Origin of the sequence: Adhaeribacter rhizoryzae (assembly GCF_008629685.1) — a bacterium.
Lineage (GTDB): Bacteria > Bacteroidota > Bacteroidia > Cytophagales > Hymenobacteraceae > Adhaeribacter > Adhaeribacter rhizoryzae.
Genome location: NZ_VWSF01000001.1, coordinates 181,673 through 195,043 on the forward strand (window position 1 = coordinate 181,673; position 13,371 = coordinate 195,043).

The window sequence follows — 13,371 nt, forward strand, 5'->3', positions numbered from 1 at the left end:
TTTTTAAGAGGCTTTTTCAGTTACTTTGCTGCCCGTTTTAGTTTGGCATAAAAGATTTAAGTTTATGAGAAGTTGGTTTGTACCCGTTTGGCTGTGCGTTTTTCCGGTGCTAATATCGGTTTCTGGCGTTGCTAATAATATTGCTGCGGTTCTAACGCCACCCAAAGATTCAGAAAAACTTGCCTTGCCTTTTTCTCAGGGTATGCTTGATAATAATAAACGCTTCGAAACGCTTGGTTACCAGAAAGGGCAGAAAGTGGCCGATTTTACCTTGTATGGTGCGGATGGAAGTAGATTTGTTTTATCGGAAGCATTAAAAAAAGGTAAACCAATAATGCTGGTTTCTGGCAGTTATACCTGTGATATTGCGCGCTATAACTTGCCCAACATCCAGAAACTTAAGACGCAGTACGGCGATAAATTAGCTATTTACTTGGTATACACCCGCGAAGCGCACCCTTCAGATGCCCCTAGCCCTTACTCTCCCAGGCAAGAAATATGGATACCCCGCCTTAATTTAAAAGACCAGGTAAAAGCCAACCAGCCCAAAACGTACGGCGAAAGAAAAGCATTAGCCGTTAAATGGCAGGAGCAGTACAAAATTCAGGTGCCGGTTTTATTAGACACGCCGGATAACAAGTTTTGGCTGAATTTCGGTCAGGCTCCCAATTTTGCGTACTTAATTGAACCCCAGGGCAAAGTTTCTTTTAAACAATCCTGGTTAAAACTGGAAGGTCTGGAAAATGCTATTGCGGATTTGATAAAGTAAATTATTGATGTTAAATATTTAATTTATTCAACAGCAACAACGCCCCTCGTAAAAATAGCAAAGGTGGAGTAGCCTGATTTTACCTTTTTCGCAAAGAGAAGTAGGTTTTTTATACTAGTAGCACGCCATAAAACAGGTTGAAAATTTTAGCTACTTTTCTTTTCCCTGCCTGGTAACCGGAGATGCACCCATCTGGTGATTATGGTGGTGCTGTTTTCCGGAGGGGGCGAAATTTAATTTCTTAACCGTTATTTTTTGTACCTGGTTATTCCCTTCCTGAATTCGGATAAACTGATTAACCGGAATATTCTTTAAAACCTGCACTGTGCCCGAACCGGCCCACCTTATTTCTAAAGCTTTTATAACGGTTGCCTTCCCCAGACCAACTTCTGCTTTTAAGGTAGCCGCACCAAAACTGCCGCCGCTGTTTACATCACGGTGAATAAATCGCTCTTTCCCGTTTTCGTCTAAAGTAAATTTTAGCCGCGTACCTATAGCCCCACGATTAGCTTTTTTCCCTTCGGGTTTAATCGATATCCAATTATTTCCGGTTGCATTACTTTCATTGCTATTATAAGGGTTCTGGAAAAGCGCATTCTGGTAATTGTCGCCTTCAAAAGCTCCGCCCAAAACGGCATAAATATCGCGGTCGCCATCGTTGTCTAAATCGCCTACGGCAATGGCGTGGCCTTTTTGCAAATGACCAACTTGCGCGGCCGTAGTTACATCCTGAAAATTTTGCCCGGCATTGTTCCGCAGTAATTTATTCGGAATAAGCGATTCAAAACTCGGGTCGCCGGTAGCCAGGTACATATCCAGAAAACCATCGTTGTCGTAATCCAGGAAATTACAACCCATGGTGTAAAAGGCTTTGTTTACGCCTGCTGCTTCAGAAACGTCGGTAAAAGTGCCATTTTGGTTGTTGCGGTAAAGACGGGCGTTTTCGGCCTGGCTGGGTAAACCCAAATATTCGGCGGCAATATTATAACCAACCGAAGGGTCGGTGCTGAATTTATAACCCGACACAAAAATATCGAGCCAACCATCGTTATTATAATCCCAGAAAAAAGTCGGGAACGACATAATAGGCTTGCCTAAACCAGCCTGGTCGGTAACATCAGTAAACTGAACCAAACCTTTTTTATCCGGGCCATTATTCCGGAACAAATGGTTTTTACCGTGCAGCGTAGAAACATAAATATCGCTGAAACCATCGTTATCAAAATCGCCGGAAGTTACGCCTTTCACATATTCGTTTATTTCTAAGCCGGCGTGCTCCGTAATGTTGGTGAAAGTGCCATTGCGGTTGCTCAGGTAAAGCTCCGAAGGAATAGGTGTAAATTTGTTATACTGCTCGTTGCCGATAAATAAATCGAGCCAGCCATCGTTGTTAAAATCTTGCCAGGTAGCAGTTTGGGTGGGATGTAGCGAGAGCAAACCGGCCGCCACGGTTACATCCCGGAAAGTGCCGTCGCCTTTGTTTTGAAGCAAAGAGTTAGGCTGGTTGCCAAATTCTTCGTGCCAGGCACCGCGTAGCACCAGAATATCCGTAAAGCCATCGTTGTTGTAATCGGCCTGCACCATGTTTAAGCCACTCACCATGCCTTTTAAACCGGCTTTTTCGGTTATATCGGTAAAAGTGCCGTCGCCATTATTTCTAAAATAGCGCATCTGGTCGCGCAAGCCGTAAGCCGAAACTACCAAATCCAGGTAATTATCATTGTTGAAATCTTCGATAATGCTGCCGCCCGAAATACCCGCTACATCTAAGCCCAGCGAAGCGGCAATTTCGGGAAAAGGCCGAGCCGGAAAATCTGCTTTATCGATACCCGGAATTAACCATTGCGCCGGCACTTGGTTTGGATATTGCCCTAAAGTCATGTAGGCAATATTTAGGAGCCAGCGGTATTGCAGCGCGTCCGGGTGTTTTTGCAGGATAGTAGTATAATGCGAAATAGCTTTGCTGGAGCCCTGCGGCAAAGTGTGGAAACCGGCTGCTCTAATTGGAAAAATACAGGAAGCCGAGGTGTGATTGACGAGGCAGTTTTCCTGTTCGCCGGTGCGTAAATAGGCCAGGGCAATATTGGCTTCGAGCTTAGCTAATAATTGCTTTTCCAGCGGGTTTAAATAATTCTTCTGATTGCTAAGTTCATTGTAAAGCTTTTGAAATAATACAGCGGCTTCTTTGGAACGGCCAACCCGCAATAATTCGGTGGCTAATTGGTTTTCGTAATTAAACTTTTGTTTGCCGGTGCTCTTTTTAGCCAGACTATCTAAATAAATTACCCGCACCTGGTTGGCAAACTTATTATCTGGTATATAATTTTTTTTGGCGGTGTTTTCCAGTAGCTCAACCATTTTAACGGTAGCGGCATCTTGATAAGCATTGTTCTGTTTAGGCTGACAAGCAGTAAAGCCAATTAGGGAGAGAAGCAACCAGAAATAAATATTGCGCATAAAGGATGTTTAAAAATCTATTCGCCGGCTTTTACCAGTATAATCTTTTATTATTACGTACTTCACTCCAATTGGCAAGGCCACTCGCCGGGTAGATTGCGACAAATAAGTAGAGCCATAATAAAACTCCTGTTTAGTTTTACGGCTGTCTTCGTAAAATATTTCTGCCCACGCATCCAGCGGCGCCAGTGAAATAGTGCGGGCAGCGGGTTTGTAATTAGTGGGCGTAAAAGCTTTTAAAGGTCCATCGTTAGCAGCAGTTAATATTATTGGTTTTCCGTCTGGAAGTAGCAATTGAGCTAAACCTTTAGCGTCGCCATCTGCAAAGAAACCGCTTTTGTTTACCGGCACAGGTACAAAATTACCTTTGCCGTTGCCCTGCAAATACAAGCCGATAGAAGCATCGTAAGCGCCCATTAATACTTCGGTATGCGGCGAGTTTCCGGTTAAGAGCAAATCCAGGTGGCCATCTTGGTTGTAATCTTGTACGCCAATGCCGAACACCGGCGCAAACTGGGCCTGCATAGGTAAAGGTTTAATACTGAACTTGCCGCCGCCCAAATTTTGAATATAACTGGTTTGCATGTTTACACTTTGCAGCACGGTTACGCCTTGCATTTCTTCGGGCAATATTACCTCGTTCATGCTGGCCTTGGCGTAGCTACTATAATTCGGGAAACGTTTGCGCATGCCTACTAGTTGGTCAATTAAATCGTCGCGTGAGCGTACCGGTACGTTTTTGCCTTGGTTGTAATGCGCTAATATGGGGTCGATGCTGCGGTTGCCATCAAAGTCGCGGGCGTAAACGGTTACCGGTTCTTTTTCCGATGCTTTTAATTTGGTGTTGAGGCCTAAGTTCCCAGCCACATAATCTACATCGCCGTCGTTATCAAAGTCGCCGGCGGACAGGCTGTTCCACCAGCCGGTGGTGTTGGGCAAACCTACTTCGGTGGTAATATTTACTAATCTGCCGCCCTGATTTTTAAGAAAAGTAATTGGCATCCATTCCCCGGTTAATATTAAATCTATCGCGCCATCCTGGTCAAAATCCGTCCAGAGGGCAGCGGTTACCAAACCAATATTTTGTAAGGGGGCATACACTTCGGCGGTTGCGTCGCGGAATTTTCCGCCCTCGTTTTTCAGAATATAACTTTGCGCTGCCGCCGGGTATTGGCTAGGGAATAGGCGGCCACCCACAAATAAATCCAGGTCACCGTCTTTATCAAAATCGGCGGCAGTTACGCATGAGCCGCTGCTGGTGGTGTTGGGTAGGGCTTGAGCATCCAGTATAAAGTTGCCTTTGCCATCGTTGCGGTACAATTTATCTTGCAAATAAGGCGAGCCTTTGGCGTATTCGCTGCTGCCGCTCACCACGTATAAATCTAAATCCTGGTCGTTATCGGCATCAAAAAATAGCGTGCCAAAATCTTCTTCAAACTTGGTTTGGGTGGTAATTGGTGTGCCTTTAAAAGAGCCGTTTTTTTGCTGATTAAAAATATACCCGGCATGTTTAAAAGCGCCGCCCACGTAAAAATCATCCAGGTTATCATTGTTTAAATCGCCTACTGCTATGCCAGGCCCGAGTTGGGAATATTTGTGCGGTACCAGCGGTTGAATTTTAAAATCAATAAAGGGTTCTTCTTTGTGCTTATAATTGATGCCTAGTTTGGCAGTAATGTCTGTAAAAATCGGCGCTTCGGGTTTAGCAGCGGGCGGCGTTGTTTCCGTGGCATCTTCCTGGCGAAGTGTTAAGAGTTGATTGGCTTTTACGTTTTGCAGGCGCTGGTATTTGCCATTTGGCCAGATAATTTCCACTTGTTTAATAATTTCATTCTTACCTAACCCAAAATGAATTATTGGGTCAACCGAAGACATAAAGCCCCGGTAAGGTGTGTGCTCGTAATATTGCTTTTGGTTCTGCTGGGTTAGCGTTATTTTACTGCCCAAGCCGTTTTGGTTAGGCGAATTTCCTTTTAAGTTTATCCGCAGGAAATTGTTTTTTATTAGTTGCTGGGCGTTGTTCTGATAAATAAAAGCAGCATCGTTAATATTATTCGTTACTATATCCAGGTCACCGTCATTGTCAAAATCGGCGTAAGCGGCCCCGTTGGAGTAGGAGGGAATATTTAAACCCCAATCCGGTGTTTTATTTGAAAAGGTTAAGTTGCCGTTATTTTTATAAAGATAGTTGGCTTTTTTAGCACCAGGCAGTTCATCAATAGTTTTGCGGAGTTGCTTGTTCAGGACGGGCAAAGGTACTGAGCTGTTTAGCCCCTGCATGCGGTACATAATAAAATCGCGGTTGGTAATATCTTTAGGAAAGCCGTTGGTAATGTGTAAATCTTTCAGGCCGTCGTTGTCGAAATCGGCAAAAAGCGCGCTCCAGCTCCAATCGGTACTGGCAACGCCGGCCAATTGGCCAATTTCGCTGAAACTGCCGTTGCCGTTGTTTAGCTGCAAAGTATTGCGCATGTACTGGGGCAGGTAGCCGTTTTTAATTTCGGCCATAAAGCGGTCGTAGTTAGAGCCGCCGTACATCAGTTTTTGCCGCTCGTTGTCCTCGGGCAGCATATCCAGGGTTATAATATCTACCAAACCATCGTTGTTAAAATCGGCTACATCGGTACCCATCGCCGATTGGCTGGTGTGCTTGAAATATTTGGCGGCTACATCGGTAAAAGTGCCGTTCTGGTTGTTCAGGTACAAAAGGTCGCCGGCTAAATAATCGTTGGCTACGTAAATATCGGGCCAGCCATCCTGGTTAATATCACTCACCGCCACGCCCAAACCATTGCCCTCGATGGTAATACCGGCTTGTTTAGATACATCTGTAAAGGTGCTGTTGCCGTTGTTGCGGTATAATTTATCGGTGTTGGGAGCGGTGCCGTTGGTAATGCGCGGACGCAGTAAATTCGGGTTGGTATCGGTTAAAGTATGATTCAGCAGGTACAGGTCCAGGTCGCCGTCTTTATCATAATCCAGGAAGGCGGCGTGGGTTGTATAACCATCATCGGCCAGGCCATATTGCGTGGCAGCGTCGGTAAAAGTGTTGTTGCCTTGATTTAGGTACAATAAGTTGCGGCGTTGGGCGGCCGGGTTTTTGCCCGTTACACACACGTAAATATCCAGTAATCCGTCGTTGTTAATATCGGCCATGGCCGCGCCGCTAGCCCAACGGCTGGTAGTATTAATGCCTGCAGCCGCGGTTATATCCTGAAATTTAAAATTGCCTTTATTCAGATAAAGTTTGCTCGGTACCTGGTTGCCGGAGAAAAAAATATCGGCCAGCCCATCCTTATTTATATCGCCGACGGCCACACCGCCGCCATTATAAATATATTCAAATTCCAGCGGGTTTAGGGTGTCGTTTTCGGTAATAATATTGGCAAAGGAAACCCCGGTAGCCGAGGCTGGGAGTAAGCTGAATAATGGCGTGCTGCCTGCTGCTTTTTCTTCTTTTTTGTTGGATGTATTACAGCCAGCCAAAAGCAGGAGCGCCGGAATAATTAATAAATAAAAATTTCTAAACATAATATTGTGGTGGAATTCGAAAGCGGATAGCTGGCCTGCTTTTTAAGTACAAGAACGCTAATAAGAACGCAAATAATAACAGGTAAATATTTACCGCCCCTCCTAAAACAAGAGCGAAGCTTTCAGCACTTTTATTTATATATACTTTAATTTGTCTGGCTACTTAGTACTTAATATAAAGGTAAAAATACCATAAATTTCAGTCTGTTTAAAGCGTTGTGCCGGGTGCCCCGAGATATTGGTTAGCCGGTTATTTATTCTGTAAAATGCCATTGTAGTGGTTGCCCATGTAGCTGCCCCAGGTAATTTCTTTTTTTAGCGGAATATTTGTTTTTAGCCGGAACACGCGCAGATCGGTGGGGCGGTCAATATCGTTGCGGGAGCCGGGAATATTGATGGTACTGCTTACAATATCTAATTGGCCATCTTGGTCCATATCGCCGAGCCAGGGGGTAGAGCCAATATTATTGCCTTCCAGCGTAGCACTGATGGGGTATTCTTTTTTATTATGAAAATCGTACACCCATAACTGGCTGCGCGGGCTGTTATCTTGCTCCCGACTGTTAATACTAATCAGGCCATCGTCGAAACCATCGTTGTTAAAATCGGCGGTTACCGGCGAACCGTACAAAAAAGTGCCGCTTACTTTCTGAAATTTAATTTCGCCGGTTTTGCCATCAATCATATATTGCACCGATTGTTTAATGCGCGGCCATTTGCCAATGCCGGCATTTACAAAAAAATCGGGTATACGATCGTTGTTAAAATACCCAACCGCCGGCGAAGAATAAATTTCGGTGCCGGAAGTAATAACCTGCCAGATTAAAGAATCAGTAGCGCCATTTATAGCCAATATTCGGCCGTCTACGGTATTGGCAATAATGTCGTAAATGCCGTCTTCGGTAATATCGGTTACCAGGGGGGGCGCTACAAAACCTTTATTTTTGCCTTCGGCCAGCGGCACCGCTGCTGAAATATTATTATTTAACAACTCCTTTAAGCTTACCCGGTACAAATGGCCGCCAATGGTTTCGCCGCCGGTACCAAAAATAATTTCCTCGTCGCCGCCGGGCTGCAAAGCTACTTTTACTAAAGACATATACGTTTCGCGGCCATCGGGTACCAAGGCTTGCGCCAGCACTTTGCCGGTAGCCGCACTAATAACCATTAATTTACCAGCCGGCCGCCGCGGGTCGTTGGGTTTTACGCGGTAGTCGCCGCCATTCGAAATTAAAATATCTTCCTGGCCATCGTTATCCTGATCCGGAATAAACTGCGGGTTATAAAAATTATAAATACCTGAATCAGCGGGCAGGCGTTTTGTATTTAAGGGGTAGAAACGCCAGATTTCTTTGCCGGTAGCGCCGTTAATAGCTAGTAGTTCGCCGGTGCGTCCACCAATAAATATATCGGGTATTTTATCGCCGGAAATATCTTTAAAATTGGCCGAACCTACTACCTGATTACGGCCCGGTACGTGCCACAACAAACGGCCATCGCGGCCATCCAAAGCAATTACTGCGGTATCACTGGGCATATTTTCGTAACCGCCGGCTCCTAAAACCACATCCAACACGCCGTCGTTATTCAGATCTACCAAACGGGGCGAAGAAGCCGTGCCCTGGCCCCGCAGGTGAATTTGCCAGCCTTGGGGTTTTTGTTCAGAACAAAATATAAACAGCAATTGCAGGGCAAGAAAGCAAGAAAGCAGCCGAGGTAAAAAAGACGGTAAAGCAACTTGTAATTTTTTGAGTAATGCACGAAGTTAACCCTCGTTTTTTATTTGCAGTAATAATAGATAATTTATTACGCTGAAAATAGTTAAATCAAAGCTAGCATTATAGATTTCGGCCTTTGCTTAAATATTAACGGTTTGGTAACAGAAGCTTTTAAATTGTTAGGAATTATGGCCTTTTTAAACCGTATATTCTGTAATATTAATAACGTTAGTGGTTGAATTAAAATTTTAAGGCTCCTTAGCCATGAGAAACAATTATAATTCTTTTTATGGAATAGCTTTCCTGTTAATGGGGGTACTTTTAGGCAATGTTGGTTGTCAGAACAAACAAGCAGGGCAGGAAACGGAAAAAGAAGCCGGAGTACAACTTTGGTTAACTACACCGGATAAATCGGATTTATTTGAGCACCAGGATACGGTTTTAGCCTTTAGTAAAGCCACCGCCGGGCAACCCAGCATTCAGGTAAATGAAAAACAAACGTACCAGGAAATTGATGGTTTTGGCTATACGCTTACCGGTGGGAGTGCTCTGCTGCTCAACCAAATGGGTGCAACGGAACGGGCCGCGTTGTTAAAAGAATTATTTGCTGCAGATGGTAATAATATTGGCGTGAGTTATTTGCGGGTAAGCATTGGCGCTTCGGATTTAGATTCACAGGTTTTTTCGTATAGCGATTTGACGGCCGGCCAATCCGACCCAAAACTGGAAAAGTTTAGCCTGGCCCACGACCAAGCTTATTTAATTCCGGTGCTGAAAGAAATATTAGCCATTAACCCGGAAATTAAAATATTGGGTTCGCCGTGGTCGCCGCCTGCCTGGATGAAAACCAACAACAATTCTAAAGGCGGTAGCCTGAAACCGGAGTGGTACAATGCTTACGCGCAATATTTCGTAAAATATATTAAAGGTATGCAAGCCGAAGGCATTCGCATTGATGCCATTACCATCCAGAACGAACCGCTGCACCCCGGTAATAATCCTAGTTTGCTGATGCTGCCCGAAGAACAAGCTGCCTTTATTAAAAAAAGTTTAGGTCCGGCCTTTAAAGCCGCCAATCTTAATACCAAAATTATTATTTACGACCACAACGCCGACCGGCCCGATTACCCGATTACGATATTAAACGACCTGGAAGCAAAGCAGTACGTAGATGGTTCGGCTTTTCATTTGTACGCCGGTAACATTGAGGCCCTAACCAAAGTACACGAGGCGCACCCCGATAAAAACCTGTACTTTACCGAACAATGGACCGGGGCACCAGGTAATTTTGCCGGTGATTTTGGTTGGCATATCCGGACTTTAATTATTGGGGCTACCCGCAACTGGGCCCGTACGGTGCTGGAATGGAACCTGGCCGCCGATCCGCAGCAACAACCCTATACGCCCGGTGGCTGTACCCAATGTTTAGGCGCCCTTACCCTCGATGGCAATAAAGTAACCCGTAATTCGCCTTACTACGTTATTGCCCACGCCGCTAAATTTGTGCGGCCCGGTTCGGTTAGAATTGAATCGAATATTCCGGAGAAATTGCCCAACGTAGCCTTTAAAACACCCGAGAACCAAAAAGTACTGATTGTACAAAACGATAGTTCGGCGGCGCAATCCTTTAATATTGGGTACCAGGGTAAAACCATAACTACTAGTTTGCCCGCCGGAGCAACAGGTACTTTTGTTTGGCAATAATTGCTGCTTACAAATATTTTGCTGCTAATACGTTGGTTTCTGATAAACAAAAAATACCTGAACCGCTTTGGTAACTAGTGTTACACACAGTTAAACCGTATACTTTCTATTAGCCTTTGAAGCTCACTTTTGTCATTCAGGAGGAACCTATTTAGTTGCCTGCCAAATAGTTTCCTCCTGAATGACAAAAGTAGGTTACTTAAACTTGTATTACTTTTGCCTTACATTAATTAGTAAGCAATTCAGGTATAAAATATTATTTAGCCTAGGCTGATAATCAGTTTTAAATATTTTAAAACTTGGCGATTTGGTTGCTTCTCCGGGTTTTGAGGCGCGCAGTAACCAGGGTGCCTACTTCGCGACCTTGCCGGGCGCCTAACTCGTTGGCCGGCTGGAAGTGAATGCCGCCGTACATCCGGCTCAAGCCGGCTTCGTTAGAAGCTTCGTAAAACGATTTAAATTTCCGAACCGGCAAGCCCAAAACTAATTGTGTAGAATCGGTAAACGCATAATTATCGCCGAAAAGGTGCGTGAGCGTAGTAGCCGCCGCCGCCGAAATTACACTGTGACCGCTCGGAAATTCCGGGAACGGCGGGGTTTGAATAATTGGGTCCCAATCCTGATCAATATATTTTTCGATATACGTTTCGGGCCGGATAGTAGTGTATTTGTATTTGGCATCCCAGCAACTAATAAAGCCATCGGCCAGGGCCGTAGAAACCAGTACATAGGTTTCGGCGGCTTGCATTAAATTTAATTTTTTATCTTTAATGGCCGTGGTGGCAATAGATAACCAGTGCCCGCCGGGGGTTAGTTTTTGCTTAAAAAAAGTAACGTGGCCTTTGGTAAACGAAACATTCGGGTTATCGTCCCAGAAGCGGGCAATAAATACTTTGTCGTTTTCCTGTTCTTTCGAATATTTGTAAATTTCGTAAGCTTCTTGGTAAAATTTAGAACCTGGCAATGAATCAAAAGGTGTTGGGGGTAAAGGTTTGCATTGGGCTGCCGAATCCATTACAAAAGGCCGGATGGTGTTCCAGTGCGGTTCTACGGCCGGCATGTAATCGGGGGGCGTAGGTTGCCACGATTCCGGGGTTTCCGATAACATGTGGCGGGTTAAGGCCCTGGATTCGAGGTAATTATCTTGAGCAGCCCAAGCCAAAACGTGCTGGCCCACTTTTTCGCCGTAAGCCAGGGAATTTTCGAGTACTTCTTGCCGGATACCGATTTTTTTTAATTGCTCCAGGTAAGCATTTTCAAAATCTTCGGTATTTTCCGGTACCAGGGTTAGTTTTTTACAAACGGTTGAGAAAGCTTTCATGCTGGCCACCGGAAAGTAATATTCTTTGGCAGCCTCTGGTTGGGGTACAACCGCAAATTTATGTAACTGCCCGCTCAGCGATTGGTAATCAGGGTAGGCGGGTACGAGGGCTTCATAAGCCGCAATATTGGCGTAAGCATAAATCCGGCTGGCAACCGGCGGCGAAAAAATATCTTTAATAATTATTTCGCTTAAGTTTTTATTCCACTGTTCTAACTGCGTATTCGAGAAGGCATCCAGACCCGCCTGGTTGTGCTTTTCTTCACAGGCAGTTAAAAAAAGGGTTAAACCCAAAAGAAACTGAAAAATAAATATACGCATGGTGTACTCGTAAAATAAACAAGTAAATATAATAAAAGTGCACCAGATTTTTAAAAATACCGGCAGCGAATATATTGTGGTTGAAGAGTTAAGCCGCCCGTTGCTAAATTTCCGGCGAACATAAGTTGCTTAATATTGTTTATGCAGAAGCTTGAAAGGGCAATTCTGAATATTATATTTACTTTTTGAATATTTTAATAAAAAATTTATTTTATTGAAGTTAGCAACAGCCGCATTAAAGCGGTAAGAACATAATAGGTTAATATAATTTATTATTTTCGCTTTTTATATTTAAAAACTACGCTATGTCAGGTACGGGCAATTCCGAAAATATCAGTATTAAAACCTTAATCATCGATGATGATCCTTTTTCGGCCAAAGTGCTGGAGAAGTTTGTTGGGAATACCGAATTTCTGGAACTGGCCGGCATTTGCAACAGTAGCCTCGAAGCCGCTAAATTTCTGCGCGCGCAACCCGTTGATTTGTTATTGCTGGATGTAGAAATGCCCGAAATGTCGGGTCTGGATTTGCTTTCGACCTTAAACCGCGAAGCCATGGTAATAATGGTAAGCGCCAGCCGCGACTACGCTGTAGAAGCTTTTGAGCAAAGCGTAATTGATTACCTGGTAAAGCCGGTAGCTTATCCCCGGTTTTTAATTGCCGCCCAAAAAGCCCGCGATAAAGTAAAATTAAACAGCCAAAGCGCCTCCACCGATTTTACTTTTGTAAAAGTAGAGCAAAAACTGATTAAGATTCCTTTTGCGGATATTTTTTACATAGAAGCCCTGGGCGATTACGTACACATTGTGGCCAACAGCAAAAAAACCATTGTGTACGCCACCATGAAATCCATCGAAAGTAAGTTCCCGTCTAGTAAATTTATTCGCGTTCACCGCTCGTTTATTGTAAACCTCGATAAAATTGGCGCCATAGAAGATAACAATATTTTAATCGGCGATAAATATATTCCCATTGGGGCTACTTACATGAAAAGCGTGCTGCAATTATTAAACCGGTTCTAAATATTAATTAAAGCATGCTTGCGGTATCTTTATTTTACTGATAATAAACCAGTCTAGCTAAAATAATTCAGCTGTATTTAAACTGCTTGCTCCAAAATCACCATGCTGCGGGCCAGAAAAGTTTTTTGCGCCCTTCCCAATTTTTCTTTATTTTAATAAGGTGTTCTGATGTTACAACTGTGTTGTGCGGTAGCTACGCCTAAGCAATTAAGATGGGATTTGGATTTAACTTATTCTTCAGTCTTTTTCTTATTCCCCTGACAGGAATTTTATTGCTGGCTTGGCTGCTATCGGGAAAACTCCTGATTGGAAAATTACTCGGGTTAATTTGGCTCGGAATAATGGGACTTGTGGTACTTGTGAGTGCGTTAAACTGGTTGACCTCCAAACAGAGTTGGCTAAGAAAGATTATTACGGAGAATACGTAATTAACAGAGATTACTTCAAGGGAAAACAAACTGATTGGCAATACAATCACTTTCGATTTGAAATAACAGCGCAAGACTCAATTTTCTTTAACGTCACCAA

7 protein-coding genes are annotated in these 13,371 nt (G+C 44.0%); 3 read left to right on the plus strand and 4 right to left on the minus strand.

All coding sequences use genetic code 11. The annotated features are described in order from the left end of the window. Window positions 1–64: 64 nt before the first annotated feature. Window positions 65–769 (plus strand): TlpA family protein disulfide reductase, encoded by a 705-nt coding sequence (locus tag F0145_RS00600; protein WP_150086127.1) that lies wholly within the window; start codon window positions 65–67, stop codon window positions 767–769. A gap of 150 nt (window positions 770–919) precedes the next feature. Here the strand turns inward: F0145_RS00600 and F0145_RS00605 are convergent, their stop codons facing one another. The 3 genes from F0145_RS00605 to F0145_RS00615 form a co-directional block, all read right to left on the minus strand. Next, entirely contained in the window at window positions 920–3,226 is a 2,307-nt protein-coding gene (locus F0145_RS00605; RefSeq protein WP_150086128.1) for a CRTAC1 family protein, read from the minus strand. A 9-nt stretch (window positions 3,227–3,235) separates the two neighbouring features. Continuing rightward, complete coding sequence (locus F0145_RS00610) at window positions 3,236–6,757, minus strand: VCBS repeat-containing protein (protein ID WP_150086129.1); 3,522 nt, start codon at window positions 6,755–6,757, stop codon at window positions 3,236–3,238. A 250-nt stretch (window positions 6,758–7,007) separates the two neighbouring features. Next, window positions 7,008–8,441 carry an outer membrane protein assembly factor BamB family protein gene (locus F0145_RS00615; protein WP_150086130.1) on the minus strand — a complete coding sequence of 478 codons (1,434 nt, stop codon included), beginning with the start codon at window positions 8,439–8,441 and terminating at the stop codon, window positions 7,008–7,010. Between the two features lie 298 nt (window positions 8,442–8,739). Between F0145_RS00615 and F0145_RS00620 the strand changes: the two genes are divergently transcribed. After that, a complete protein-coding gene (locus F0145_RS00620; protein ID WP_223815754.1) occupies window positions 8,740–10,179 on the plus strand; it encodes a glycoside hydrolase family 30 protein in 1,440 nt (479 codons plus the stop codon). Between the two features lie 292 nt (window positions 10,180–10,471). Here F0145_RS00620 and F0145_RS00625 read toward each other — a convergent pair whose 3' ends face one another. After that, a complete protein-coding gene (locus F0145_RS00625; RefSeq protein WP_150086131.1) occupies window positions 10,472–11,821 on the minus strand; it encodes a vanadium-dependent haloperoxidase in 1,350 nt (449 codons plus the stop codon). Window positions 11,822–12,126: 305 nt separating this feature from the next. Between F0145_RS00625 and F0145_RS00630 the strand changes: the two genes are divergently transcribed. After that, complete coding sequence (locus F0145_RS00630; protein ID WP_150086132.1) at window positions 12,127–12,843, plus strand: LytR/AlgR family response regulator transcription factor; 717 nt, start codon at window positions 12,127–12,129, stop codon at window positions 12,841–12,843. Window positions 12,844–13,371 lie beyond the last annotated feature (528 nt).

Coding starts and splice junctions, on each gene's coding strand:
- F0145_RS00600 (WP_150086127.1), top strand. CDS start 65: ATGAGAAGTTGGTTTGTACCCGTTTGGCTGTGCGTTTTTCCGGTGCTA.
- F0145_RS00605 (WP_150086128.1), bottom strand. CDS start 3,226: ATGCGCAATATTTATTTCTGGTTGCTTCTCTCCCTAATTGGCTTTACT.
- F0145_RS00610 (WP_150086129.1), bottom strand. CDS start 6,757: ATGTTTAGAAATTTTTATTTATTAATTATTCCGGCGCTCCTGCTTTTG.
- F0145_RS00620 (WP_223815754.1), top strand. CDS start 8,740: ATGAGAAACAATTATAATTCTTTTTATGGAATAGCTTTCCTGTTAATG.
- F0145_RS00625 (WP_150086131.1), bottom strand. CDS start 11,821: ATGCGTATATTTATTTTTCAGTTTCTTTTGGGTTTAACCCTTTTTTTA.
- F0145_RS00630 (WP_150086132.1), top strand. CDS start 12,127: ATGTCAGGTACGGGCAATTCCGAAAATATCAGTATTAAAACCTTAATC.